Here is a 26,460-nt window from a genome sequence, read left to right on the forward strand (position 1 = left end):
CCTTATGTTATATCCATCTATGCAATTCGCCTTGCTTTTTATAGTGGTTTATATAAATCCCCCAAGGATACCTATTATCATCTTGTTGAGTATATTGATAACTTATAATTACAGGCATTTGGGTATCATCTATAAGTTGACCTAACCTAAACATTAAAGAGGGCTTTGATGAACATACTAAATGTATAGTTTTAAGTTTCGGCTTAATTTTTTTTATATTTAAAATTTCTCTTGATATAACTTCAGCATATTCGTTTATTTGTTTTACTGAAACAATGCTCTTATGATTTGGATTTTCTAAGAATATGTGCTTTACTTCAATTCCTTTATTAATGAATTGTAGTAAATCATTATTGTCTATTTGTTGAGTGGTTGACACAGCAACTACCACTTCGTCATCTTCGTTTGAAGTGGTTAAATTGTTTTCTACCTGTAATTGGGAATACTGTATTTTACCAGTAGTATCTAAAGGTATTAAATCATTTTCATTTTCTAATTTTTGTATTTCGAGGTACTCTGAAAATCCTAATTTAGGTATAAGCCTGCCAGTATAAATCAATAAAGGAATAGGTGCTATTCCAGTAAAGGCCCTTTTATATTTTGAAGTTCCTGCTTTAAAAAGAGTTACTTGCTTGTCAACCACTCCTACCATTTTATCAATGATTCTCTTAAATTCGGCGCTGGAAGTTTTTCTTGCCCTTAACTCTTCCCATAATCCTATTAAATCGATGTAAATACCCTCAACAATTTTTCCTTTGCATTTTTTTGTCGATAGATATTCTAACCTGTTATCATCATAAGCCTGAATATTTAACAATCGTATTGACCTATCAGTTGAAAGAGCTTTATGTACAAAACAACTAATAATACACATTAGAATTCCCAAACCAATTAAAGTAAATTCTGTCTGGGCCATTGTTATGTAATCAAGAATTGACAGTTGCTGATTTTCACCTGACATAGCATACATAGCTATAAGGGAACTATCAATAGAAAATACACCAGCAGTAATTAATGAAATTCCCGTTTCAAGTATAGCAAAAGGTGCAATTTGTTCAAAATACCCCTCTTTTAACCTAATGCCACCTTTATAAATATTAAAAATAGTAAGTCCAATAAATAAAACTGCAACGATAGTTTTATAAACAGTTATGGTCATATGATTCCCCCTTTTCTTCTTTTAGCACTCTATATATGAGAGTGCTAATAATTAGCATTATACATTATTTTCCTATATTAATCAAATTATTAATTTCCTCGCAACAAACAAGAATTTTTCCTACATTCATTACGAGAATTAGGAATCTACTTAATTCTAATGGAGTCGAGATTATGCAAATTATACACCAAGATTATGATAAGACCTTAGTTAGACAAAAAAACATAGGAGAGATGTATAATACAAAAAAACTCCACCTAAAACCTCCACCACCCTCAACCCCTTTTCCCATCAGGCTTTCAGCCCATTTTTTATCCATTTTTCATTTTCAAAATTACAATAAAGTTCACCGAAAAACAGGCTCTTTCATGAGCCTTTTTCCTTGAATCTTGGCTCTAAAAATTACAATAAAGTTGACCGAAGTTTAGAGATAAGGATTAAGAATTAAGGGTTAAGATTGGGGCTTTTTCTGCTTTAAATATCAATAAAATCAATCAATATAAAGAATCAATACATGGATCAATTCCTTTGTTTTCAATGGTTTTATCAATATTCTTTTCAATATTTCAATCTCAATAGTTCTTCTATTTTATCTGCTGCTATAAAAAAATCATGGAAGATTCAGTCTCAAAAACTGATATCTTTCCATGATTTTTAGGTCAACTTTTTTTGTTCTAGGTGGACTTTATTGTCATTAGGTGAACTTTATTTGGAGTGTACAGCATAGTATAGAACTTTGTTGAAAACATACAACACTATTTGTGCTTACATTCTCCTTATTCCACAGTAACCGACTTAGCTAAATTTTTCGGCTTATCCACATCACAACCTCTAGCCACAGCAATATAGTAAGCTAATATTTGTAGAGGAATCACTGATAAAACCGGCGTAAGCTCATCCAATGTGTTTGGTATATAGATAGCAATATCCGCTGATTTTTCTATCTCTGTATTACCCTCCTTCGCCACCGCTACTACATAAGCACCCCTTGCCTTCACCTCTTTGATGTTGGAAAGCATCTTATCATATAGATGATCCTGCGTAGCTAGAGCAACTACTAGTGTTCCTTCTTCAATTAAAGCAATGGTTCCATGCTTTAATTCTCCCGCAGCAATAGCTTCAGAATGAATATAGGAAATCTCTTTTAATTTTAATGACCCTTCCCTACCCACATGATCATCAATACCTCTACCAATATAAAATACATTTTGATTGTTAAACTGCTTATCCGCTAACTCTTGTAGGAGTTGTTTATCCTGTAAAAGCTTTTCTGCTTTTTCAGGGAAGGTTTTAAGTTCATTTAGCACTGCATCATATTTTCCCTTAGTAATTGTACCTTTCTTTAATCCCATATCTAATGCAATTAAATACATAGCCACCAATTGTGTAGTATATGCCTTTGTAGAAGCTACAGCGATTTCTGGTCCCGCCCATGTATAGAAGACATCATCTGCTTCTCTAGAAATTCTACTACCTACTACATTGGTTACTGCCAATACCCTAGCGCCCTTTTCCTTGGCCTCTCTAAGAGCAGCTAAAGTATCTGCTGTTTCACCAGACTGGCTTACAGCAATAAATAAAGTTCTGTCATCCACAAAGGGATCTCTATATCTAAACTCTGATGCTACGTCCGTCTCTACTGGAATTTTAGCAAATTTTTCTATAGCATATCTTCCCACTAAACCTGCATGATAGGCAGTACCGCAGGCTACGATTACGACCTTATTAATTTTTTCTAGATCTTCTTTTGTCAGCTTAATATCATCCAGTACAATTTCATTCTTATTGTTAACTCTTGGAGATATGGTTTCTTTTAAGGCCTTCGGCTGTTCATAAATTTCTTTAATCATGAAGTGCTGATAGCCTCCCTTTTCTGCCGCTTCCACATCCCATGTTACTTCAAATACTTCTTTTTCAACTTTTTCCCCGAACTCATTTAACATTGTAATATTATTTTCATCTAAAACAGCCATTTCGCCATCATTTAAAAAATAAACATTTCTTGTATACTTTAATAAAGCTGGAATATCAGAAGCTATAAAGTTTTCACCCTCACCTATTCCTACTACTAACGGGCTATCTTTTCTAACTGCCACGAGTTTTTCAGGATTTTTTCTACTGATGACACCAATAGCATAGGCACCTTCCATTCTGCTTATAGCTTTTTGTACTGCCTCTACTAAATCTTCCTTGTAATAGTAATCTACTAAGTGCGCAATAACCTCTGTATCCGTTTCAGAAACAAATATTTTTCCCTGTGCAGTTAACCATTCCTTTAGCTTCATATAGTTTTCTATAATACCATTATGCACTACAGCAATATCCCCTGCATAATTGGTATGAGGATGAGCATTCACATCATTTGGTTCTCCATGTGTTGCCCATCTAGTATGACCAATGCCTAAGGTACCTGGTATACTTTCATTATTTAAATGTTCTTCTAATACACTTAGTCTTCCTTTGTACTTTCTAACAACGATATCTTGATCAGTATAAACCGCTATCCCAGCTGAATCATATCCTCTATATTCTAATTTTTCTAACCCATCTACTAAGATAGGAGCAGCCTCTTTTTTACCTATATATCCAACAATTCCACACATAATTTATTCTCCTTTCAATTCTTTATAATAAAGAATCTCTAGCCTATTTATTTTTTTCAAAAGAAACAACATTTATCCAAATTAAATCATTTCATCGACTTTACAGTTCAACATAAAAAAGGCCATAAAAAACCAAGCCTCTAAAAACATAACAAAAAATTTTACAGACTTTTTCACTTAGATCTCTTTGTGTTATCAATCACTTGATAATTTTGTAGATCCGTTATCGATGGTGAATACACCGCAGGGCACCCGCCGATATCTCGATTAACCCTGTCCCTCGTCAACTGAAGTTTTTTCTTAAACTTCAGTCCAGGCGCTTTTGTTTTAATTTTTCAAGTCTTTTTCCATCCTCATTCCCCCTTCAGTGATAAATTTCTTGGGGCCAGCTACACCACTAACCCCAAGCTGTTTTAATTTAATCTTTCTTCAATCAACTTTGCCAGTGCTGTAGCTAACCGATTTAGTTCTTCTTGATTTTTACCCTCCAGCATTACTCTTACCAAGGGCTCTGTTCCAGAAGGACGAATCAATACTCTACCCTGACCGTTCATCACTTCTTCAATTTTTCTAATTTCCGTCATGATCACTTCGTCTTGCATGTAGGCTTCTTTGTTTTCATTTTTCACCTTAGCATTTATCAGTACTTGAGGATAGGAAGTCATCATAGCTGAGAGCTCTGATATCTTTTTTCCTTCTTCCTTCATGCTTGCTATTAACTGCAGGGCTGTTAAAAGCCCATCCCCTGTAGTATTATATTCTAAGAAGATGATATGTCCTGATTGCTCCCCGCCTAAAGAGTAGCCTTTGCCTATCATTTCTTCCAGAACATATCTATCCCCTACCTTTGTTTTTACAATCTGGCACCCCTGTTGTTGCAGAGCTATATCTAGTCCTATATTACTCATTACTGTAGCTACAATGGTATTTTTGCTTAATTTATCATGCTTCTTTAAATTGTATCCACATATATTCATTATATGATCACCATCTATAATTTGACACGCTTCATCTACTGCAATTAATCGATCAGCATCTCCATCGAAAGCCACCCCAATGTCTGCCTTTGTCTCTTTAACAAGCTGCTGTAGCACCTCTGGATGTGTAGAACCACAATTTAAGTTGATATTCATGCCGTCTGGCACGTCATTGATAACATATACCTCTGCTCCTAGCTCCTGAAGAATTTTAGGAGCCGCTTGATAAGCTGCTCCATTAGCAGCATCAATGGCAATCTTAAACCCTTTAAAATCCTGCTTAACAGTAGTTTTTAGGTAATCTGTATATAATCCTATGGGATTTTCTAAAGTGATATACTTTCCTATTGCACTGCCCTCTGGACGAAGGAGGATCTCCTTATGATTAAGTATATAGTCTTCTATTTCTTCCTCTACTTCATCGGGAAGTTTATATCCCTGATGATTAAAAAATTTTATGCCATTATACTCTGCAGGGTTATGAGATGCTGAAATTACTACACCACAATCAGCTTGTAGATGCCTTGTTAAGTAGGCTACAGCTGGCGTTGGTAAAACCCCCAGAGTAATGACATCTATACCCATGGATAAAAAACCTGCTGTCATAGCTGCTTCTAGCAAATCTCCTGATTTTCTCGTATCTTTTCCTATAACAACTTTTCCTTGTGTTTTTTCTCTTAAAAGAATATATGCGCCTACCCGACCTAACTGGTAAGCTAATTCTGGCGTCAGTTCTTTATTAGCAATTCCTCTTACGCCATCTGTTCCAAATAACTTCCCCATAGATTTTTGCTCCCTTCTATCTGGGTATCTTTTATATTTTAACATATCTATAATACAAACTCAATAAAGTTACTGTAATGTTATTCAACAGCTTCTTCGTTACAATTATTTATAGATTTCCCTTTTTCATGCATAAAAACCCACTAGTACAGCTACTAGTGGGTTGAATATGAATCATTCCTACTTTATTTTATACTTTTGTTATCTTTTTTGTATCAATTTCCTTCATAATATGGTAGCCTTGATAAGCCAATATAATTGCCAATATAAATAACAACACAGGGAAGACTACCAAGATTAAACTTCCCTCTGGTCCTAGATTCGTCTTAATCAACAATATTAATGCAAGCAAAGTTGCCGCAAACATAAAAACCATTGGAATAATAAACATTTTATAGTTTTTGCCGGTTTTCTTCAGCCATACAGCTACAGCCATCAATGCAAGAGCAGCCAACAGTTGGTTTGCAGAACCAAATACTGGCCAAATTTTTGCCCAACTGGTGATAGCTAATAAGCCGCCCACCACAACGGTTAATGCTGTGGCGGTATACATGTTGGTTAAAGGATGTTGTGATGCCGCCCCTTCTTCATAGAAAAATTCTTGCAGGATAAATCTACCTAATCTTGTTCCCGTATCCAGACTAGTTAGAGCAAAAGCAGATACTGCTAAAGCCACGAAGGACTTTCCCACAGTAAAGGATATGCCGAAGCTGGTCATAAAAGTACCAATACCATCAGAAAATACATTTACTGGTCCACCGTTGTTTAGTAGAGCCGCAAGCTTATCGTGACCAATATAAGCAGCTGTGATAATAGCAATCACCGCCAATACTCCTTCAATTAGCATGCCACCATAGCCAACAATCTTTGCATCACTTTCTTTATCTAGCTGCTTTGCAGAAGTTCCAGAACCAACTAATGAATGAAATCCTGAAATCGCGCCACAAGCTACTGTTACAAATAGCATGGGAAACATCCATTGTCCTCCAACATTAAAACCCGTCACTGGAGCCAGTTCAAGAGCAGGTCTTGTTATAATTAAGCCTATCACTGCCCCTGCCATCATGATATAAAGTAAATATGAGTTCAAATAATCTCTAGGTTGTAATAAAATCCAAACAGGCGTTACAGAAGCTATAAAGATATAACCTAGCAAAATAACAATCCAAGCATTTCTACTTAATTCTAATGGAAACATGTTCCCTAAGGCTATGCACACAAATAATAAAATCACGCCGATAACGCTCCCAATCCCCAGGGAAACCCCTTGCCTATAAACAGCAAAGCCAAATACAATTGCTAACAGGATAAATAATACAGATGCTGTTGCTGCTTCAGGAACGCTTACAAATGTGTTTGCAACAATATTAGCAAAGGCTGCAACCACCAATAATAACGTTAACCACGCAAATATAGCAAAAAGCTTTTTTCCCTTCTTTCCCATGTTGATCTCAATAACTTCTCCTATAGATTTGCCATTATGACGAATAGAAGCAAATAAGGAGCCAAAGTCTTGTACCCCGCCAAAGAAGATACTTCCTATGATAATCCATAGTAATACAGGCACCCAGCCAAATATGGCAGCGGTGATAGGCCCTACGATAGGTCCTGCCCCTGCAATAGATGCAAAGTGGTGACCTAACAATACTGGAGATTTCGCTGGAACATAATCTACCCCATCACCTTTTGTATGAGCAGGCGTTTTCCTTCCATCATCCACCCCCCACTGTTTTGCTAACCAAGCTCCATAACTAACATAAGCAATAAAAAATATTGCAATAGAAATAAGAACTAGTACCAATGCGTTCATGATCATCCTCCCTTTCCAGTTACCTTACTACATTTCAAGGAATCTGATAAAATTTTTTTACTTCCCTCCCTCTTTTATTGGTTATTACTTCCCCTTTGCTAAGATCAACTACAACTAGCCTAATATATGTCCAGCCTTTAAAACCAAAGGCGAAGCTGCACATAAACTTAAATTTTTTTATGGTTCTTCTTAATTCTTCACTTATTTCTTTTTCCACCACGATGATTCCTGTAATAATTGTGGACATATGCTCGGGATGAGGGTTTACTAGTTCTTCTGCAGCACTACTGAGTACACTTAAAAACCGTGAGATACTTTCTTCCTTTAACACTTGATAATGTTTAATAAAATGATATTCATGATTCTCAAAGCCGTAAATAGCTATTTTCTTACTAGCGATGTATCTTTCATTTCTAACGAGGGATTTAGCAAATAAATCAAATTCTATCTCTTTATAGCTGTATGCCTTTTCTACATCGAAATATTTCCAAAGCCTTTCTCCCATATTTTTTATATAGTTTTGTGCCTTCATTTTCTTCACCCTTTAACTCTCAATATAGCTCTTAGCGTTCTTTATCAATACATTTATCCTTCCTCTTATATATATATTGAGAAAAAAGCATGAAAATGCATCTTTTATTTAACTATGCAAAAGTTAACGTGAACTACCACCGAGACAGGCAACCCTTACTCTCAACGGGGAGGACACACTCCCTTTATCCCTCATAGCTTGCACTATTTCAGGAATACATTTTTCTTCTTTTCTTAATATATTTAACGAGCCATTCACATCACTATTGACTAATCCAAAGCTTGATTTGAATAACCCTCTAACTACTCTGCGCCTCTTATTATAGTGGTTTTTATCTATTGGCTCTAAATCCAAGGCACTACAACCACTTGTATAGCTTTCTTCTTTAAATTTAACTTCAATACCTTGTAGTTCAGCCTTGTATTTTATTAATTCAGTAAGTCTTTGTATAGGTATTTGAACAAAGGACTTATTGTAATTCATATCTTGCTTAATGCCTTTAATTTTACCTATAACTATTTTCTTTACTTTATGTTCTATTGCTTTATCAATAATATTTTTACTTGTTTTATGAAGATAATCATTAACATAGTTATTTCTATATCTTCTTAAAGAATGAATCATTTTGGTATTTTTAAATTTATCTGAGCCTATTTTCTTCATTTCAATACTTTGGTAATAAGCGATTTTCTTGTTTACAAAAGCATTGATTCCTTTGAGTTTTTTACCACAAAATAAGTATGTTTCGTTACCTTCTTTAAATGTTATAGTAGCAAGATTATCAAGCCCTAAATCTATTGCCATGATGTTAATATTATTTACTGGTTCTAATTCTTGCTTGTTGTAGATGATAATTAAGTACCATTGTTTTAAAGAATGATCCCATTTTATTCTAACTTGTTGCAACTCATTCCAATTTATAAGGCTTTGAAGTTTATTAGAAACTTCAAAATTTAAACTCTCTACCTCAAATGTCTTCTGAATTGCTTTAGAAAGAGATAACATGAATGTATTTTCCCTAAACCTTATAGCAAGATTAGTGAATACAATCTCATTCTTTTTATCTTCCATATTTTTAAATTTAGGTGGCTTAGGAAGTCCTTTGTATTTATGTGGATTTTCTTTATAGTCTTTGATACTTGCAAAATACGATTTCCAATTTTGCTCTACCATTTTAAAACAGTGTTGTCTTGTATGGCTATGTAGAAAATCTGAGTGCCAATTTGTCTTGTAGATATTTTCAATATCTACATAGGATTTAAAGCCTTTTTCTCTTAAATCATAATTCACTATATTATATAGTTTAGTTGTATGGAAAGATAATTCTTGTATAATACTTAATTGCTCTACTGTAAAACTTGGTTTAAATTTAAACGATAACTTCATTTTCTCACCTCCTTAACATTGTTATATATGTTTTTGTTTTAACATATTATCGCTACATAGTCAACTATGTGTTAAAAGTGGCAAGAAAAAATATTAATACCACAATAGACGAAGATTTATATACTGAAATTAAAATATTGGCTATCAAATTAAAAACAAATGCTAATGACTTATTCACCTTTTCGTCTCTGCACCTCCAACTATTGCACCAGTTGATATAGTTAGAAAACTTAAAAGGATTTCTGCTTATGAAATATTTAAAGGATTTCCCAAGCTAAAACAATCTAAATTTGGGGGTAGTGGATTATGGAGCAGGGGATATTATATCGGTACTGCTGGAACTGTAAGTGCTGAAATAATTCAAAAGTATATTCAGAATCAGAAGTTAGTGTAGTATAAAATCAAGGTGGCATCGAACCATCTTGATTCTATGCCCTTTCATCCTCCGAGATAAACAACGGAGGTTTTCGGGCATCTTTTATAAAATTTTTATGTTTTAGTGGCTAACATACGGTCTGTATGTCAATAATATTGAAGATTATCATAAACAACCTAAAATTCATGCTAAATTTTAAAAAGCAACCAACCGCAATATTTACCACCTTACTCATAATTATTATACTATAGATTTGTCAATACTTATTGTTTTTTGTCTAATTTTTGTCTATCTACAATAATTAGAAATCTATCCCTCCTATAGGAAAATTTAGAATACAAATAAATCTTCTTATTTTTTTAACAATAATGGGATTCTTCTTTAATATTCCTTATGTACTATATTGAAGTGGGTTTGTATGCTTAGCATCTATTCTAGCTTTTATTTTATTGGACTTAATTATTTTCATATAAAAAAAATATAGGGTAAGATAGTATAATACACTACTATCTACCCTATATTTTTTCATACGCTATTTAGGATATAAAACATACTTCCTCTCTCTATACATTTACCACTGATGCCCCACGTTCAAGGGCTTGTTTATTAAGGGTAATCAGATGCTCTTTGCTGGGACCATATACCTTTTTAAATGCTTCCACGATAGATTCTACAGATACCACATTCGTCAGCGCCAAGTAGGCTCCTAACATCACCATATTTGCCACCCTTAGGTTACCTATTTCATTAGCAATCTCATTAGCAGGTATATAATAGACCTCTACATCTTCTCTTTCTGCTTTTTTCTCTATCAAAGAACTATTAATAAGGAGTCTGCCTCCTGTTCTTAGGTTTTTTTCAAACTTCACTAAAGAGGGTAAATTCATTGCAATAACTGCGGTTGCATCCTCCGTAATAATAGGAGAACCAATCAAACTATCGGAAACAATGACAGAACAGTTAGCGGTGCCTCCCCGCATTTCTGGCCCATAAGAGGGCAACCAAGATACTTGCTTATCTTCAATCATCCCTGAATAGGTTAAGAGCTGCCCCATAGACATCACCCCTTGACCTCCGAATCCTGCCATAATAATCTTTTCTGTTGTCATATTATTTTCCCTCCTCTGGTGTACGGAAGTTTCCTAATGGATAGTAAGGAATCATATTTTCTTCCAACCACTTTAAAGATTCAACTGGCGTAATACCCCAGTTGGTGGGACAAGTAGATAATACTTCAACAATACCAAAACCTTTACCTTCCAGTTGAATTTCAAAGGCTTTTTTAATGGCTTTTTTTGCTTTCCTAATGTTGGCTACATTATGGACAGAAACTCTTTCAACAAATACGGCTCCTTCAATGGTTGCAAACATTTCTGACATTTTTAAGGGCATGCCAGTTAATTCTTGCTTCCTACCTTCTGGAGAAGTTGTGGTTCTTTGCCCGATTAGTGTAGTGGGAGCCATCTGGCCACCAGTCATACCATATATGGCATTATTTACAAATATCGTAGTGAACTTTTCGCTTCTATGGGCAGCATGGATAATTTCAGCTGTACCAATAGAAGCTAGATCTCCATCACCTTGGTAAGTGAATACCACATGATCTGGCAAGACTCTCTTTATTCCCGTAGCTACTGCAGGGGCCCTACCATGAGATGCCTCATGCATATCACAATTAAAGTAATCGTAAGCCAAAACAGAACATCCTACTGGTGCTACACCAATAGTTTTCCCTACTACATCTAGCTCTTCTAATACCTCCGCCACTAATCTATGAATAATACCGTGGGTACATCCTGGACAATAATGAAACTGCTTATCTGTTAAACCTTTGGTCTTTTCGAAGACAATAGACATTACTTTCCACCCCCTAAAATATCCTTTACCTTGGCTGCGATTGCCTCTGGCGTAGGAATCATTCCTCCTGATCTGCCATAGAATTCTACAGGAAGCCTACCTTCGTTAGCTATTTTAACATCATCGATCATTTGCCCCATACTCATCTCTACACTTAGTAATGCCTTTGTTGTAGCTGGTATGTCTTTAAAAGCTTTATAGGGGAAGGGCCATAGGGTGATGGGTCTAATTAATCCTACTTTTATCCCTTCTTCTTCAAGGGCATCAATGGCATTTTTAGCGATTCTTGCTGTTGTACCATAAGCTACCATGACTAATTCGGCTTCTTCCATCTTATACATTTCATATTTCACTTCTTTTTCTTCCATTTCTTTATACTTTTTATTTAATTTAATATTGTGCTTTTCTAAACTTTCTGGTTCCAGCGCTAGAGAATTGATAATATTAGGCTGTCTTTTTCCCTTTGTTCCAGTTGTAGCCCAATCCTTTGGCGGAAGTTCTCTTTTGTTGGTAGATTCTTTGAACTCTACCGGTTCCATCATCTGACCGATCATGCCATCTCCTATTACCATCACTGGATTTCTGTAGTAATCAGCCGCGTCAAAGGCCTCTATCACTAAATCTACCGCCTCCTGAAGACTGGCGGGAGCATAAACCAATAATCTATAATCACCATTTCCACCACCTCTTGTGGATTGAAAATAATCAGCTTGTGATGGTTGGATTCCTCCTAAACCAGGGCCTCCTCTGCTAATATTTACAATGACGCAGGGTAGTTCAGCACCAGCTATATAGGTAATACCTTCTTGCTTTAAAGCAATTCCCGGTGAAGAGGATGAAGTCATCACCCTAGCTCCTGTTCCTGCCGCACCATATACCATATTAATCGCAGCTACTTCTGATTCTGCCTGTACATATACACCATCTACCTTAGGTAGTTCCCTTGACATAAATTCTGGCAACTCATTTTGTGGTGTGATTGGATAACCAAAGAAATACCTACATCCTGCTTTAATAGCAGCTGCACCTATTGCTTCGTTTCCCTTCATTAATATTCTAGTCATTATATTCCCTCCTCACAATTCGTCCCTTTAGTCCTCTTTTTCCACCTGAATCACTAGGTCTGGACAGATACTAGCGCAGTTGGCACATCCGATACATTTATCCATCTCCTCTACGGTTGCTGGATGATATCCTTTTACGTTAATCCTTTTTTTATCCATTTTAATAATCTTAACAGGACATGCAGTTGTACATAACTCACAGCCCTTACAACGATCTTCGTTAAATTTCACTTTTCCCTTTGCTTTTGCCATAATTTGACCTCCTCGTCCATCAATAAATTTACATCCAGTCTTCTCGCATAATCATGTCAATTGGCATAATTTCTCCTTCTAGGGTTGGGGAGAGTTTTTCACCGACCTCTCGAAGTGCAGTAATATATTTAATAGGAATTCTAAGGACTTCTGACACTTTTCTACAAAGTTCCTGTCCCTTCAGAACTTCCTCTACAGTGGTATGTCTTAAAAGATGCGTATTGTTTACAAGCCCAGTTACTTTAGCGCCAGAGGTTTTTTCAATGGCATAAATATGTTCTAATACCCCCTCTAGTTCTGAGGTTTGGGGGCGATTGGCATTAACAACGCAGAACATATCATAGTCCTCTGTCTTCCAATATTCCTTATATCTGCCTAGAGCTCTAGCTCCTACCGCGTCTCCACCTACATCTAATACAACATCATAGCTTTTATCCTGCAGGGGACCTAATACATCTCCTGTAACAGCAGGTAAGTCTGAACCTGAACCTTTAATATAACTAGCGATTACTTTAATACCATATTCCTGTAGCATCCTTTCTTTCTCCCTGCTGCGAAAGTATGGATTAACAATATCTAAATCCGCCAATGCAACTTTTTTATTTGCTTTGGCTAAGTTCATAGCATAGTTTACAGCGAATTCTGTTTTTCCGCTGCCATAATGGCCTATGACAATTCTGATTCTATGATCATTTAACATAATACTTATCACCTAATTTCGTAAACCTTCTTTTTCTTTTTACTGGTATTGTTTTGCTTCTTCTTCTTCCCTTAATACCCTCAATGCACCTTCTGTTAAGGCAATCATTTCATCTTCACCAGGATATACTAAGACCTCCCCAATAAAAGAAACTTTTTCCCGAATCCAATCTGTAAAAATTCTATCATAGGCAACGCCTCCCGTTAAAATAATGGCATCTATTTTTCCCATTAATACAGCAGCGGCAGCTCCTATCTCTTTAGCTACTTGGTAAGCCATTGCTCTATAGATCAACTCTGCTTTTTTATCTCCTGCTTCTATCATTTTTACTACTTCTCTACCGTCATTTGTACCTAAATATCCAACTAAGCCACCCTGGCCTACATTTTTCTTTTTTACCTCTTCATAGGTATATTTACCAGAGAAGCATAGTTTTGCAAAGTCTCCTGTTGGAAGCCCACCTGTTCTTTCTGGAGAAAAAGGACCATCCCCATCTAGTCCGTTATTCACATCAATCACTTTTCCTTTTTCATGGGCACCTACAGAAATGCCTCCACCCAAATGAGCTACGATAAAATTAAAATCTTCATACTGCCCACCCTTATCTTTTGCAGCTCTTCTAGCTACTGCTTTTTGGTTTAAAGCGTGGAAAATACTTTTTCGTTCTATTTCTGGCATCCCAGAGATTCTTGCAATTTCCTGCATTTCATCCACCACCACAGGATCTACAATAAAAGGGGGAATGTTTAGCTGAGATGCAATTTCATAAGCCAATACGCCACCTAAATTAGAAGCGTGCTGTCCTAGTATTCCTTTCTTTAAGTCCTTCAGCATTGTTTCTTCTACCTTATAGGTACCACCAGCTATAGGTTTTAATAGTCCACCTCTTCCCACTACCGCTGAAAGCTTTGTAATGTTTATTCCCTTTTCACTTAGTGTTTCAAGAATAATATTTTTTCTAAATTCATATTGATCAAAGATTGTCTCATATTTACTTAACTCACTAGTGGAATGTCTTAACACCTCTTCAAACACTGGTTTTTCGTTATCAAATATAGCAATTTTTGTTGATGTAGAACCTGGGTTAATCGCTAATACTCTATAAACTTCACTCATGATTCTTTCACACCTTTCGCCTAAAATAATTTGGCTGTACACAATACTCCTAAAGCGATGGAGTATAGCTTTGCCTCATGACTGTCTGCCCTTGATGTTAATATAACAGGCGCTTTAGCTCCTACGATAACACCAGCATTTTTAGCCCCTGTAAGAAACACCAAAGACTTATATAGTACATTTCCTGCTTCGATGTCTGGCGTTAATAATATATCTGCGTATCCTGCTACAGGGTGATCAATTCCCTTAATTTTCGCTGCTTCTATTGATACTGCATTATCTAAACCAAAGGGACCTCCTACGATGCATCCTTTTATCTCACCTTTTTCGTTCATCTCCTTTAAGGCTACTGCATCCATCGTGTCTGGCATCTTAGGCGTTGGTTTTTCTTTTGCGCAGATCACAGCTACCTTTGGCTCATCAATATCTAAAGCATGGGCTACCTGAATTGCATTTTCTATGATCTGTTTTTTGGTATTTAAGTCAGGTGAAATATTCATAGCTGCATCTGTTACAAAAAACAACCGATCCTGATCTTTTATATCAAATATAGCTACGTGACTCAATACATTACCTGTTCTTAAACCAATCTCTGCATCTAAAACAGCGCTTAAAATAATAGATGTATCCACTAAACCCTTCATCACCATATCCGCCTTACCGGTTGAAACCAACTGAACAGCTTTTCTTGAAGCCTCTGTTATGTCTTCTATATCTATCATTTGAAATTGACTTAAATCAATATTTTCTTCTACAGCAATCTTTTTTATTGCTTCTCCATCTCCTACTAAAATGCCCTCAGCAATGCCCTCTTTTTTCGCTTCACTTACTGCTATCAGCACTTCAGGATCTTGTGCACAGGCTACTGCTATGGTTTTAGGACCACGTTCCTTCGCTATCTTCATCACATCATTAAAGTTTTTTATCATGGGTTAACACCTCTTCTTCATATATCTTGGAGTTTTCTTCCCGTCTTATTACCCTCAAAACCCCTTCATTTAATGCCTTCATTTCATCTTCTCCTGCGTAAATCATGACAGGGGCAATAAAGCTTACCCTCTCAGCTATATTACTGGTTACATAGCTAGAATGGGCTATACCTCCTGTTAAAACAATAGCATCTATTCTACCATTTAGAACTGTAGCCATTGCCCCAATTTCCTTAGCTATCTGATAGCACATGGCATCATATATTAATTTTGCCCTTTGGTCGCCCTCTTCTATTCTTTTTTCTACTTCAATAGCATTATTTGTTAAGAGATAAGCCGTTAAACCGCCTTTGCCCCTTAACTTTTCCTTGATTTCATTGTAAGTATATTCACCAGAAAAGCATAATTTAGCTAAGTCCCCTGTGGGTAGGTCTCCAGCTCTCTCTGGAGAAAAGGGTCCCGCTTCGTTGGCATTATTATAATCCACCAACCTTCCCAGTTTCACAGGAGCAACAGAAATGCCTCCACCTAAGTGGGCTACGATTAAATTTACTTCTTGAAAGTTTTTATTCAAATCAGCAGCTACGCTATGCCCTACTGCCTTTATATTTAAAGCATGGCCTAATGAGCGCCTTTGGATTTCTGGCATCCCAGAAACTCTAGCAACATCTTCAAATTCATCTACTGAAACAGGATCTACAATATAAGCATCGATTCCCTCTATATCAGCTATTGCTTTTGCAAGAATACCACCGAGATTTGAAGCATGCTCTCCTTGAACCCCAGCCTTTAGGTCTTTTATCATTTCCTCTGTAATTTTATAGGTTCCACCAGGTATTGGGCGTAAAAGTCCCCCTCTACCTACCACTGCCAATAAGTTTTCAGAATGAATAGCTATTTCTTGAAGCCACGCCAAAATTATATTTTTCCGTAGTAGGTATTGGTCTGTTATCTTTTTATATTGATTTAGTTCTTCTAAAGGATGATCCAACCTTGTCTCAAATAGATTTTCTTTTCCTTTAAATACTGCAACCTTTGTGGAGGTTGACCCAGGGTTAATCGCCAGCACATACTCTCTCAATACTTTTCACCCCTCATACTTTTTAAGCTGTAAAAACATATGTAGTTGTCTAGCTTTATTAAAAAAATCTTCTATCTCTATTCATTCGCAAATTCTATGCCAATTTATACTGGTTTTGAGACATTTTTTATCTATTGAGATTCCAATTTAATTACTTGTACTAAATTTTTTTAATTTTCTAATATATTTTAGAGTTTTCTAATACTGCAATTTTTTGCATGAAAAAAGTTGCACAATACTGTGCAACTTTTTTCATATTTAATCAATCTCATATTTTTCAATCTTATAATAAAGGTTACGAAGAGAAATTTGTAGTTCTTGAGCAGCTAATGTTCTATTCCCACGATATTTTTTGAGAACTTCCTTTATATAGGCTTTTTCTGCTTTTGCTACCATCTCTTTTAAGCTTTTATCTTCCCCTTTAGCTGTGTTATCTATATTTTCTTTTTCACTTATTAAAAAACTGACATCTTTATGAATAAATTTGGGCAGATGTTCTTCTTCAATAATTTTTTCTGAATATTTCATATTGATAAAGGTTCTACCTATATAGTTTTGAAGCTCTCTAATATTTCCTGGCCAGTCATAATTCTCTAAACTTCTTAAAGCTTCCTGAGATATACCTTCTACTTTTCTCCCATATTCCTGATTGTATTTATTAATTAGGTGTAGCACTAGTGAATATAAATCTCTTTTTCTCTTTCTAAGAGGAGGTATTTCTATAGGAATAACATTAAGTCTATAATATAAATCTTCCCGAAATTTACCCTCTTTGACAGCCTCCTCCAAAGCTATATTGGTAGCTGCTATTATCCTCACATCTATGCTGATAGGTTTTGTACTTCCCACTCTAAGAATTTCCTTCTCCTGTAATACTCTTAAAAGCTTTGCCTGTATACTGATGGGAATTTCCGTCACTTCATCTAAAAAGATGGTACCACCATGGGCTTCTTCAAAAAGTCCCCTTTTTCCCCCTTTTCTTGCCCCTGTAAAAGCTCCTTCAACATAACCAAAAACTTCACTTTCAAATAGATTTTCACTAATAGCAGGACAATTCACCCGAACAAATTGATTATACCTTCTTTGTGATAAGTTATGAATGGCATGGGCAAAAAGTTCTTTACCTGTACCACTTTCACCTCTTAGAAGTATTGTAGCTGGTGTTACAGCCGCCTGCTTTGCTTTTTGCAGCGCTGCCAACATACCTTCATCTTCAGCAATAATGTCTTCAAATAGATATTTTGCTTCTAACTTTCGAATAATCTGCTTCGCTGTAATCAATTCATCCGTGAGTTTCTTTATTTCTGATAAATCATGTAATACCCCTACGCTGCCTTTTAATTCTCCATCTACAATGATGGGAGCGGCATGTACTAACACATCTTTTTTTTGAGATCCTACTTTTAATCTAGCGTTTTTAACCGGCTGCTTTGTCCTCAGCACTTGTAAGTGCATGCTCTCTCCCTCCGCTATGTCAGCTGTAACAGGCTTTCCAATGATATCTTCTTCTGTAAAACCAGTCACTCTTGTATAAGCAGGGTTAATAAGAACACCTATGCCCTTCTCATTGCATACTGAAATAGCATCCTGTGTAGAATGAAAAATCCCCTCTAGGAGACTTTGCATTTCCTTTAATTTGTAGATTTGGTGGGTTAAATCCATGACTTCGCTTATATCTCTAAAAATTGCTACAGCTGCTATTACTCTACCTTCCTCGTCCTTTACCGGCATTCGGCTAGTAATAATAGTGGTATTTCCTAGTAATTGCCTTTGATTTAGTTCTGCTTCTCCTGAATTTAGAACATAAGGTAATCTCGTGCTAATAATCACTTCCTTTATGGGCTTTCCGATTACCTCTTTTTCTTGAAAGCCTGTGATCCTTTCTGCCGCTGTATTAAACAAAGTAATCTTTTCTATAGCATTGATTACAATTACTGCATCATTGGTGCTTTTTAGGATAATATCCAATTCCTCTTTTTTCATCACTATCACCTTTCTCATGAAAAGAAAAGTCCCTAGGGACTTTTCTAAATAAAAATACAAAGTAATCATTGATTCTCTTGTGAAATTACCTTTATATTAACTGTTTTAGGAACCAACTCTATTCTTCTAGCTCTTCTTTGTACTAGGAAGGGCAATTCTATTATAGGTTCTATGGTATATTCATTCTCATCTAAGCCCTCCATATCTATGACAATATTTATATCTTCTTTGCTAATGGATTCAGTTAAAGTTTCATTTCCTAAGATTTTTACCTGCAATACATCAGGAATACCACTTGTGTCTAATGTTAACCCATCGCTAAGATTTTTAAAATCAATTTGTTCCCTGGCTATTTGAAAAACCACTTCTTTTATTTCTTCCACATTTACCGTAATGCTTACCTCTGTAGTATCTACTGCTGTCACACCTTCTGGCAGATTTAAAGCTACTGTTCTCGTCATACTTTCTGTAATATTATTAATGGTTACTTTTTCAGTCTCTATAACATCAATAGTATTCATGATTTCCTGCTGCCCTCGTATTGTAATTCTATTAGGGCTAACAGATATATTACTGATTTCATAGTTTTCTGCTGGTGTAGCCTCAATGTTTGGATTAACTTCAATGGTTTTTAGCTGATCAATAGGTAATGTTACATTTGCATAAACAGGTGTAATACTAACGCCTTGCACTTCTTCTCCCCTACTGTTTAGAGGTCGTAAAGGAAATTGAGATTCTACATTTTGAAATTCCTCTGACAGCTTTATAGAAGCTTCCACCACCTCTACAGCATTTACTAAACTTTCAGGGCCCTCCACCCATACTACTGTAGGCTCATAGGCTATATTTCCTAGCACATGACCACCGCGAGGGGTACCTTCGACAGCCACATTAACAGGTTTTTGTTTGCTAACAATTTCCTCCAATTCTACCCTTATAAACTTAGGATTATAGTCTGTATCTACTTCTCCTGGTACTACAATCTCAACCGGTATGTTATTAATCCCTGCCCTATAACCTAACAAATCCGCGGTTGCCTTGATTTGGTTTCTGGCTATTCTATAAACCTCATCTCTTCTTCCAGTAATTCGAACCCTTATAGTATAATCTATATCGCCCTTTATAACCAAACCATTTTGTCGCATCTCTTCAACATTAACAAACTCCACTGGAATATTTTGTTCATCTCTAGTGATTCTAGGGTTAATTTCACTCATAACATACACCCATATAGTCAAGGCAAAAAGAATGGAGACTATTTTAGCCATTAGATTTTTACGTTTAAAAATATTCATCTCTTATGCCTCCATTTTAACTTTAAAAATTGCCATTGTTTGTTTTCAGTTGGCCTAAAGCTATTAATTAATATCTTTCTAAGAGTATTGGCATCTAAAAATCTTGTTAATTCACCATTTTCAGCTATAGAGATAGCACCTGTTTCTTCTGACACAATGACTACAATAGCATCCGAACGCTCTGTAATCCCCAAACCCGCTCTATGTCTAGTGCCTAAGTCTTTGCTAAGATAATTGCTTTCCGTTAAAGGTAAAAAACAGCCTGCTGCTAGGACTTGACTTTTTCGGATAACAACTGCACCATCGTGTAATGGGGTATTAGGCATAAATATGTTAATGAGTAATCCTCTAGAAATTTTACCATTAATTTGTGTTCCTGTTTCTACCACTTCGTTTAATCCTGTCTCTTTTTCTAAAACCAAGAGAGCACCAATTTTTTGTCTTGATAGAGATCCCGTGGCTTCTACGATTTCCTCTGCCATCATATCAATTTCTTCATGTTCGATATCTACAATTGATTTTGTGAGAAATTTTGTTCTACCTATGTATTCTAAAGCCCTACGCATCTCAGGTTGAAATACAATTAATAGCGCAATTAATCCTACTGTCATGGTATTTCTTAATATCCAGTTTATAGCATGAAGTTGTAGCCATTCACTTAATTGCGTTGCTAGAAGCAAAACTACAATACCTTTTATAAGTTGCTCGGCTCTGGTTTCTCTTATCAGCATGTATAATTTATAAAATGCAAAGGCTACAATAGCCATATCAGCTATATCCTTCATGCCAATGTTTCTAAATATCTCTATCAAATCCTGCATCCCAAACACCTCTTGATTCCTTCTTCTATATTTTGAAAACCTTTTTGATGACTTATAGCTATATCTCTATAAATCTTAATATGCGAAATATTATTTTTATATACTTACCTGCATCTTATAACAAAGAACGAAACCGTAGAGCCTTTCTGCTAAAATCCAAATGCAAAAGCCCATATCTATATATTTCCATGTGCTATAGAAAAAACCCTTCTTAATTATCTATAGGAAATTATATTTATTTCGCATTTATCTTATGTATGTTTCATAAATCACTTTTCTTCCTCTTCAATATAGATATACATCTATAAAATGAGATTTAATTCAGGGGAAGTTTTTACTCCCGCTGAATTGTAGCCAAATTTAAAGACTTATACCTATATTATAAAGTCTTTATATGCATTTTTGAATCACTTTTAGTAAAATCCTACTCTAGAAGCATTTAAAAATTACTTTTTTTCTATTAGCCACATCAATCCTATAGTAGAAAAATATAAGGACTATCTACATAAGGACAGCCCTTATTACTATTATAGTCAAAAAAGTAATTTTTTACATATCCTCTGTAGGTTTTTATTAAGTTTTAAAACATATTTTCAATGATTTGAGATAAACTAAACATAAACCATATTAAAGAGAGGGAGATCAATATGTCAAATTCAGGAAACAACAAACGTAAAAATGTAATTATTGATGATAAAGTCCCTACAAAAGATCAATTAATCGTAGATTATATAAAAGATCAATTAGAAGAAAAAATGGAAGAAAGTGCAATGGATATTAATGTATTTTGCAAAGATGGTTATGTGCACATGTCTGGTATGGTAGATGTCTTAGCAGAAAAGAAATTTGCTGAAGATACCGCTTCAAAAATACCAGGGGTAAGAAAAATAGAAAATAAAATCACAATAGCAATGGATAGTAATATCACGGATAAACATATTGAAAAAGAAGTAATAGACAAACTTAACCATGGTAGTGAAAACACCGTAGGCATAGGTGCAAAAGTAGAAAAAGGCGTGGTAAGTCTTATGGGTCATGTAGATACGCTAAAGGATTGTCATACTGCTATGCATTTAGTCAGAGAAGTTCGAGGTGTGAAAGATGTTGTAAATAATATTAATATTACTAGTCATAGAAAGTATAGTGATGATGCCATCAGTAATAAAATTCTTCAGGAGTATAGCAAATCTCCCTTAGACTATAGAGATATTACTAGAAGAGTATCCGATGGAGAAGTAACTTTATCTGGAACATTAGATAGCCATCAAGATATTGAGCTGGCAAAAGAGATAACCATGGGTATAGAAGGCGTCATCAAAGTAAGGAACAACATTCAACTAAGAAAGTGAATTTCATTGAAATCAGCTGAGAAACTTTTATGTTTCTCAGCTCTATTTTTTGTATATTTATAAAAAAAAAACTTGCATATTTATTCACTATTGCTTATAATTATATCTATAACAATTGATTTTTATGGAGGGGTTATTATATGAAAAAAGAAAAAGTTGTTTTAGCATATTCTGGGGGTTTAGATACATCTGTTATTTTAAAATGGTTAGAAAATACTTATCAATATGAAGTAATTGCTGTTTGCATTAATGTTGGCCAAGAAGAAGACTTTGATGCTATTAAGCAAAAAGCATTGAATACTGGGGCAATTAAGTCTTATGTGTTAGATGTAACAGAAGAATTTATTACTGACTATATTTACCCTACCCTTAAGGCAGGAGCTATTTATGAAGATGATTACTTATTAGGCACTTCTTTTGCAAGACCTCTAATTGCTAAAAAATTGGTAGAAATTGCTGAAAATGAAGGTGCAGTGGCTATTGCTCACGGTGCTACAGGGAAAGGTAATGATCAAGTACGCTTTGAAGCTTCTATTAAAGCATTAAATCCATATATTAAATTGATTGCACCTTGGCGTGTTTGGGACTTAAAATCTAGAGAAGATTGTATCGAATATGCTTTAAAAAATGATATTCCTATTCCTGTTACTAAAAAAGATATCTATAGCCGTGACAGCAACATATGGCACATTAGCCATGAAGGTGGTAATTTAGAAAATCCTTGGAATGAACATGATGACACGATTTATAAACTATCCGTTTCTCCTGAAAACGCGCCGGACACTCCTGCCTATGTAGAAATACAGTTTGATGCTGGTATTCCAGTTGCAGTAGACGGTGTAAAGTATAATCCTGTAGAGCTTCTTACTGTGCTTAATAAGGCTGCTGGGGCTCATGGCGTTGGTATTATTGATATTGTTGAAAACAGACTTGTAGGAATGAAATCCCGTGGTGTCTATGAAACACCAGGCGGTACCCTATTATTTGAAGCACATAAAGCATTAGAAAAGCTAACATTAGACAGGGCAACTATGAGCTTTAAAAAAGGTGTTTCTGAAAAGTATGCACAATTAGTTTATGATGGCCTTTGGTTTACACCTTTAAGAGAAGCTTTAGATCAATTTGTAAATAGTACACAGCAGTGTGTAACTGGTGTTGTTAAATTAAAGTTGTATAAAGGTAGTTGTTCAGCAGTAGCATCCACATCACCTTACTCTCTGTATAACGAAGAATTTGTTACCTTTGGGGAAGATGACGTTTATAATCAGCAAGATGCTGAAGGTTTCATTAATCTATTTGCTTTACCTTTAACAATACGTGCTCTAATGAATCATAACAAAGATGATAAGAACAAAACAGATAAAAAGGTTATATAAATATAGCGGAGGTTTTTCCTCCGCTATATTTTTAGTTTACTTCTTGAGCTTTTTCTATATTAATTAGAACCTCTTCAATATATCTTTGATCAACAACTCTTTCAAAACTCCTAAGTCCTGCTAGTTTGAAACCATGTTTATCAGCTAATCTAGTGATTTCATCTACTTTAGCTATATCCATATCTCTTCCTAAGCTAAAGTTCTCATAACGCTTTTCCAGCGTTAATATCATGGTTTCAGCCATACAAGCATAAGATAAGCCCGCCGGGAATCCAAAGTTGAAGTTAAAATCTACACCTTTAGGTACTTCTATAACTCCCCCTTCTATTACCAAGACATCTCTTCTCATTTCCTGCACTTTTTTAGAAACGTCTCTAGGTCTTGCTACATCACAAACCACTGCCCCAGATTTGATATCCCCTGGAGAAATTATTTCTTCTATACTACTGGTTACAGTAATAACAGCATCAGCATTAGCTATCCCTTTATTTATGCTTGTACTACAGTCAATGTCAATTTCCCCATATTTTTTAATAAAACCAGCCTTCAACTCTTCTAATCTCTTTAAATCTCTACCTATTAAAATAATCTTCTTACTATCTCTACAAGCCAGTTCGGCACATACTCTTCCTATCGAGCCATTGGCACCTACAATTGCAACTTCACTCTCTTGAATTTTTCTGCCTAATAATCTTGAAGCCTCCTTCGTAGCCTCAAAAGCAGCCGCTACTGTATAGGTATTGCCACTAGTAACAGCAATATTTAAGTTTTTTGCAACAGTTATTCCGCCATCTCCCACTACGGAGGTATAGGCGCCTAATCCTAAAATCTTGGCTCCTAATTTCTCTGCAATCTTTCCTGCATCAATTATTTTTTTTATTACTTTTTTTTCATCTAATTGTATCATCATTTTCGTTGTTAACGGAACGCCTATAAACCATCCCTCAGCTTCAGCATACGCACTTTTTAGATTAGTAATTTGTGAGATATTTAAGGGAGGTATTTTGCTTATCATTGTCTCTACAAACTTTTGTGGTAGATACTTTAACCCCTTATATTTTCGATAGATATCCTCTAGCTCAATAGGGTGTATTAAAAACACAAATTTTTCCATAATTTTTATCTCCTAAAAGTAGATTGAAAAATATTTTTTACATTATTTATTACTAATCCTGTCATCCCCTTATATTTTTCAAGAGTAGCTTCTAAAGCCCTTATAAATACATCAATTTCCTCATAGGATATGATCAACGGTGGCTCGATGCGGATAACATTTGGATTATTTAATGTATAGGCTGTGATAATTTTATGTTGGTTCAATAGCTCCGTAGCAACCAATCCTCCTGTATATTCTTCCAGCATCTCTGCGGTCTTTCCCTTTATAAATTTATTTAGTATGTAATGGTCTTTTATAGATTGAAATTCAAGACCAAGCATCAATCCTTTTCCTCTTACTTCCCTTAGTAACGGATATCTTTCTTTTAAGTCATATAGTTTTTCTAAAAAATATTCTCCTTTTTTCCCTGCTTCCGCAAGTAGATTAGCTTCACATATATATTCAATAGTTGCTATCCCAGCTGTACACGCCCATGTATTTCCTCCAAAAGTAGAGGTATGTAATAAGCACTTTTCTAAACTTCCATAGGCCTTGTTCCATATTTCTTCAGATGTAATATATGCACCAATGGGCATAATCCCTCCTCCCAAGGATTTTGCCATACATAATATATCTGGTTTCACATTCTCTTCATCGCAAGCAAACCAATATCCAGTTCTTCCAAAGCCTGTTTGAACCTCATCAGCTATTAACAATACATTATACTGCTTGCATAACGCCTCTACTTTCTTTAAATAACCCTTCGGAGGAAGGATTATGCCTCCTTCACCTTGTATTGGTTCTACTATAAAACCTGCGATATCCTTATGCTTTTTAAATACATCTTCCAAAGCAGTAATGTCTCCATAAGAGACCTCCTCAGCTAAGGGTACTAAGGGACCGAAAAATTTTTTATACTTATTTCGGCCTGTCACAGAAAGAGCTCCCATTGATTTACCATGAAAAGAACCTTCGCAGTAAATAATTCTTGATTTTCCAGTAGCAATTTTAGCAAGTTTCAATGCTCCCTCTACAGCCTCAGCCCCACTGTTACAAAAAAAAGTATGCTGCAAATTTCCTGGACTAATCATGGCTAGATTTCTTGCTAGTGCTGTAGTAATTGGATTGATAGCTGTCTGCAACAAGTTAGGGTTTTCTATCACTTTTTGTATTTTATTTATAACAAAATCATTATTATGTCCTATGTTTAAAGCCCCATAGGCACCCAAAAAATCTATATATTCTTCTCCTTGATCGTCCCATACTTTCATGCCCTTGGCTTTTTTAAAGTGTTTATTTAATCCTAATAAACTTAAAAGATTTGCTAGTTGCGGATTTGCATACTGTCTATACTGTACGTTAGTTTCTTCTCCTTCTAAAAAAAGTGCTTCTTCGAGTGAAGTTAGTTTTTTCTTTTCCATGCTAATAAAACCTTCTATATGAATCCCTCCCTACCATGAGTATTGAAACTAGGTGTATAAAGTTTCTTTAATTATAATTTTTTCCACATATTAACTAGCTTATACACACACCACCTTCAGAGCATAAAAAAAGACAATGATCAATGATCATTGTCTTTTCAAACGTATGGTGCGGGTGGAGGGACTTGAACCCCCACGGTCGCCCGCTAGATCCTAAGTCTAGTGCGTCTGCCAATTCCGCCACACCCGCATGTGTGTTATATATATTATGGTGGAGGGAGAAGGATTCGAACCTTCGAAGTCGTCGACAACAGATTTACAGTCTGCCCCCTTTGGCCACTCGGGAATCCCTCCAGTTGGAGCTGGTGATGGGACTCGAACCCGCAACCTGCTGATTACAAATCAGCTGCTCTGCCAATTGAGCTACACCAGCAAGTTTATTAATAATGTTCTTAGCTTTTTCGCAACACATTTTACTTAAGTTGAACCATTGA

22 protein-coding genes and 3 tRNA genes are annotated in these 26,460 nt (G+C 35.5%); 3 read left to right on the forward strand and 22 right to left on the reverse strand.

The window, feature by feature from the left end; genetic code table 11:
• Positions 1-7: 7 nt before the first annotated feature.
• From BJL90_RS02940 to BJL90_RS02970, 6 genes are all read right to left on the reverse strand, one after another.
• Positions 8-1,159, reverse strand: coding sequence for an SAVED domain-containing protein (locus BJL90_RS02940; RefSeq protein WP_070964130.1), 1,152 nt, complete (start codon positions 1,157-1,159; stop codon positions 8-10).
• A gap of 776 nt (positions 1,160-1,935) precedes the next feature.
• Positions 1,936-3,762 (reverse strand): glutamine--fructose-6-phosphate transaminase (isomerizing), encoded by a 1,827-nt coding sequence (gene glmS / locus BJL90_RS02950; protein ID WP_070964134.1) that lies wholly within the window; start codon positions 3,760-3,762, stop codon positions 1,936-1,938.
• Between the two features lie 413 nt (positions 3,763-4,175).
• The gene (gene glmM / locus BJL90_RS02955) at positions 4,176-5,522 is read right to left on the reverse strand and encodes a phosphoglucosamine mutase (protein WP_070964136.1); all 1,347 of its coding nucleotides are present in this window, start codon (positions 5,520-5,522) and stop codon (positions 4,176-4,178) included.
• Between the two features lie 190 nt (positions 5,523-5,712).
• The gene (locus BJL90_RS02960; protein WP_070964137.1) at positions 5,713-7,332 is read right to left on the reverse strand and encodes a carbon starvation CstA family protein; all 1,620 of its coding nucleotides are present in this window, start codon (positions 7,330-7,332) and stop codon (positions 5,713-5,715) included.
• Between the two features lie 34 nt (positions 7,333-7,366).
• Complete coding sequence (locus tag BJL90_RS02965; protein WP_070964139.1) at positions 7,367-7,864, reverse strand: DUF8052 family protein; 498 nt, start codon at positions 7,862-7,864, stop codon at positions 7,367-7,369.
• 123 nt (positions 7,865-7,987) lie between these two features.
• A complete protein-coding gene (locus BJL90_RS02970; RefSeq protein WP_070964141.1) occupies positions 7,988-9,250 on the reverse strand; it encodes an RNA-guided endonuclease InsQ/TnpB family protein in 1,263 nt (420 codons plus the stop codon).
• A 172-nt stretch (positions 9,251-9,422) separates the two neighbouring features.
• Here BJL90_RS02970 and tnpA point away from each other — a divergent pair, with 172 nt between their 5' ends.
• Positions 9,423-9,644, forward strand: coding sequence for an IS200/IS605 family transposase (gene tnpA, locus BJL90_RS21340; protein WP_081562299.1), 222 nt, complete (start codon positions 9,423-9,425; stop codon positions 9,642-9,644).
• A gap of 545 nt (positions 9,645-10,189) precedes the next feature.
• Here the strand turns inward: tnpA and BJL90_RS02975 are convergent.
• From BJL90_RS02975 to cdaA, 11 genes are all read right to left on the reverse strand, one after another.
• The gene (locus tag BJL90_RS02975) at positions 10,190-10,735 is read right to left on the reverse strand and encodes a 2-oxoacid:acceptor oxidoreductase family protein (protein WP_070964143.1); all 546 of its coding nucleotides are present in this window, start codon (positions 10,733-10,735) and stop codon (positions 10,190-10,192) included.
• A gap of 1 nt (position 10,736) precedes the next feature.
• Positions 10,737-11,483: a thiamine pyrophosphate-dependent enzyme gene (locus BJL90_RS02980; protein ID WP_070964145.1), complete on the reverse strand. Its 747-nt coding sequence runs from the start codon at positions 11,481-11,483 to the stop codon at positions 10,737-10,739.
• Complete coding sequence (locus tag BJL90_RS02985; RefSeq protein WP_070964147.1) at positions 11,483-12,547, reverse strand: 3-methyl-2-oxobutanoate dehydrogenase subunit VorB; 1,065 nt, start codon at positions 12,545-12,547, stop codon at positions 11,483-11,485. The genes BJL90_RS02980 and BJL90_RS02985 overlap by 1 nt, the downstream gene beginning before the upstream one ends.
• A gap of 27 nt (positions 12,548-12,574) precedes the next feature.
• Positions 12,575-12,799 carry a 4Fe-4S dicluster domain-containing protein gene (locus BJL90_RS02990; protein WP_070964149.1) on the reverse strand — a complete coding sequence of 75 codons (225 nt, stop codon included), beginning with the start codon at positions 12,797-12,799 and terminating at the stop codon, positions 12,575-12,577.
• A gap of 28 nt (positions 12,800-12,827) precedes the next feature.
• Positions 12,828-13,499, reverse strand: coding sequence for a nucleotide-binding protein (locus BJL90_RS02995; protein ID WP_081562199.1), 672 nt, complete (start codon positions 13,497-13,499; stop codon positions 12,828-12,830).
• Between the two features lie 39 nt (positions 13,500-13,538).
• A complete protein-coding gene (gene buk / locus BJL90_RS03000; RefSeq protein WP_070972932.1) occupies positions 13,539-14,615 on the reverse strand; it encodes a butyrate kinase in 1,077 nt (358 codons plus the stop codon).
• A 20-nt stretch (positions 14,616-14,635) separates the two neighbouring features.
• Complete coding sequence (locus BJL90_RS03005; RefSeq protein ID WP_070964150.1) at positions 14,636-15,544, reverse strand: phosphate butyryltransferase; 909 nt, start codon at positions 15,542-15,544, stop codon at positions 14,636-14,638.
• Positions 15,528-16,625, reverse strand: coding sequence for a butyrate kinase (gene buk / locus BJL90_RS03010; protein ID WP_070964152.1), 1,098 nt, complete (start codon positions 16,623-16,625; stop codon positions 15,528-15,530). Before buk (BJL90_RS03010) ends, BJL90_RS03005 begins: the two co-directional genes overlap by 17 nt.
• Positions 16,626-16,883: 258 nt before the next feature.
• Entirely contained in the window at positions 16,884-18,626 is a 1,743-nt protein-coding gene (locus BJL90_RS03015; protein ID WP_081562300.1) for a sigma-54 interaction domain-containing protein, read from the reverse strand.
• A 47-nt stretch (positions 18,627-18,673) separates the two neighbouring features.
• Positions 18,674-19,903: a CdaR family protein gene (locus tag BJL90_RS03020; protein ID WP_070964156.1), complete on the reverse strand. Its 1,230-nt coding sequence runs from the start codon at positions 19,901-19,903 to the stop codon at positions 18,674-18,676.
• Positions 19,900-20,724, reverse strand: coding sequence for a diadenylate cyclase CdaA (gene cdaA / locus BJL90_RS03025; protein ID WP_070964158.1), 825 nt, complete (start codon positions 20,722-20,724; stop codon positions 19,900-19,902). Before cdaA ends, BJL90_RS03020 begins: the two co-directional genes overlap by 4 nt.
• A 647-nt stretch (positions 20,725-21,371) precedes the next feature.
• Here cdaA and BJL90_RS03030 point away from each other — a divergent pair.
• Together BJL90_RS03030 and BJL90_RS03035 are read left to right on the forward strand one after the other, a co-directional pair.
• Positions 21,372-22,073 carry a BON domain-containing protein gene (locus BJL90_RS03030; RefSeq protein ID WP_070964159.1) on the forward strand — a complete coding sequence of 234 codons (702 nt, stop codon included), beginning with the start codon at positions 21,372-21,374 and terminating at the stop codon, positions 22,071-22,073.
• 140 nt (positions 22,074-22,213) lie between these two features.
• Positions 22,214-23,449, forward strand: coding sequence for an argininosuccinate synthase (locus BJL90_RS03035; protein ID WP_070964161.1), 1,236 nt, complete (start codon positions 22,214-22,216; stop codon positions 23,447-23,449).
• 31 nt (positions 23,450-23,480) lie between these two features.
• Here BJL90_RS03035 and BJL90_RS03040 read toward each other — a convergent pair whose 3' ends face one another.
• The 5 genes from BJL90_RS03040 to BJL90_RS03060 all read right to left on the reverse strand — a co-directional run bounded on the left by BJL90_RS03040 (position 23,481) and on the right by BJL90_RS03060 (position 26,399).
• Positions 23,481-24,563 (reverse strand): shikimate dehydrogenase, encoded by a 1,083-nt coding sequence (locus BJL90_RS03040; RefSeq protein ID WP_070964163.1) that lies wholly within the window; start codon positions 24,561-24,563, stop codon positions 23,481-23,483.
• A gap of 5 nt (positions 24,564-24,568) precedes the next feature.
• Complete coding sequence (locus BJL90_RS03045) at positions 24,569-25,966, reverse strand: aspartate aminotransferase family protein (protein WP_156778695.1); 1,398 nt, start codon at positions 25,964-25,966, stop codon at positions 24,569-24,571.
• A gap of 167 nt (positions 25,967-26,133) precedes the next feature.
• Positions 26,134-26,216, reverse strand: a tRNA-Leu gene (locus BJL90_RS03050).
• Between the two features lie 19 nt (positions 26,217-26,235).
• Positions 26,236-26,320, reverse strand: a tRNA-Tyr gene (locus BJL90_RS03055).
• Positions 26,321-26,323: 3 nt separating this feature from the next.
• A tRNA-Thr gene (locus BJL90_RS03060) sits at positions 26,324-26,399 on the reverse strand.
• Positions 26,400-26,460 lie beyond the last annotated feature (61 nt).

Origin of the sequence: Clostridium formicaceticum, assembly GCF_001854185.1 — a bacterium.
Taxonomy (GTDB): domain Bacteria; phylum Bacillota; class Clostridia; order Peptostreptococcales; family Natronincolaceae; genus Andreesenella; species Andreesenella formicacetica.

What these genes read in the sequence shown, in the direction of transcription:
- glmM (WP_070964136.1), bottom strand. Translation starts at nt 5,522, where the DNA reads ATGGGGAAGTTATTTGGAACAGATGGCGTAAGAGGAATTGCTAATAAA.
- BJL90_RS02980 (WP_070964145.1), bottom strand. Translation starts at nt 11,483, where the DNA reads ATGTCTATTGTCTTCGAAAAGACCAAAGGTTTAACAGATAAGCAGTTT.
- BJL90_RS03005 (WP_070964150.1), bottom strand. Translation starts at nt 15,544, where the DNA reads ATGATAAAAAACTTTAATGATGTGATGAAGATAGCGAAGGAACGTGGT.
- BJL90_RS02940 (WP_070964130.1), bottom strand. Translation starts at nt 1,159, where the DNA reads ATGACCATAACTGTTTATAAAACTATCGTTGCAGTTTTATTTATTGGA.
- BJL90_RS02975 (WP_070964143.1), bottom strand. Translation starts at nt 10,735, where the DNA reads ATGACAACAGAAAAGATTATTATGGCAGGATTCGGAGGTCAAGGGGTG.
- BJL90_RS02985 (WP_070964147.1), bottom strand. Translation starts at nt 12,547, where the DNA reads ATGACTAGAATATTAATGAAGGGAAACGAAGCAATAGGTGCAGCTGCT.
- BJL90_RS03040 (WP_070964163.1), bottom strand. Translation starts at nt 24,563, where the DNA reads ATGGAAAAATTTGTGTTTTTAATACACCCTATTGAGCTAGAGGATATC.
- BJL90_RS03035 (WP_070964161.1), top strand. Translation starts at nt 22,214, where the DNA reads ATGAAAAAAGAAAAAGTTGTTTTAGCATATTCTGGGGGTTTAGATACA.
- BJL90_RS02965 (WP_070964139.1), bottom strand. Translation starts at nt 7,864, where the DNA reads ATGAAGGCACAAAACTATATAAAAAATATGGGAGAAAGGCTTTGGAAA.
- cdaA (WP_070964158.1), bottom strand. Translation starts at nt 20,724, where the DNA reads ATGCAGGATTTGATAGAGATATTTAGAAACATTGGCATGAAGGATATA.
- BJL90_RS03030 (WP_070964159.1), top strand. Translation starts at nt 21,372, where the DNA reads ATGTCAAATTCAGGAAACAACAAACGTAAAAATGTAATTATTGATGAT.
- BJL90_RS03045 (WP_156778695.1), bottom strand. Translation starts at nt 25,966, where the DNA reads ATGGAAAAGAAAAAACTAACTTCACTCGAAGAAGCACTTTTTTTAGAA.
- buk (WP_070972932.1), bottom strand. Translation starts at nt 14,615, where the DNA reads ATGAGTGAAGTTTATAGAGTATTAGCGATTAACCCAGGTTCTACATCA.
- BJL90_RS03015 (WP_081562300.1), bottom strand. Translation starts at nt 18,626, where the DNA reads ATGAGAAAGGTGATAGTGATGAAAAAAGAGGAATTGGATATTATCCTA.
- glmS (WP_070964134.1), bottom strand. Translation starts at nt 3,762, where the DNA reads ATGTGTGGAATTGTTGGATATATAGGTAAAAAAGAGGCTGCTCCTATC.
- BJL90_RS02995 (WP_081562199.1), bottom strand. Translation starts at nt 13,499, where the DNA reads ATGTTAAATGATCATAGAATCAGAATTGTCATAGGCCATTATGGCAGC.
- BJL90_RS02970 (WP_070964141.1), bottom strand. Translation starts at nt 9,250, where the DNA reads ATGAAGTTATCGTTTAAATTTAAACCAAGTTTTACAGTAGAGCAATTA.
- BJL90_RS02960 (WP_070964137.1), bottom strand. Translation starts at nt 7,332, where the DNA reads ATGAACGCATTGGTACTAGTTCTTATTTCTATTGCAATATTTTTTATT.
- BJL90_RS02990 (WP_070964149.1), bottom strand. Translation starts at nt 12,799, where the DNA reads ATGGCAAAAGCAAAGGGAAAAGTGAAATTTAACGAAGATCGTTGTAAG.
- BJL90_RS03020 (WP_070964156.1), bottom strand. Translation starts at nt 19,903, where the DNA reads ATGAATATTTTTAAACGTAAAAATCTAATGGCTAAAATAGTCTCCATT.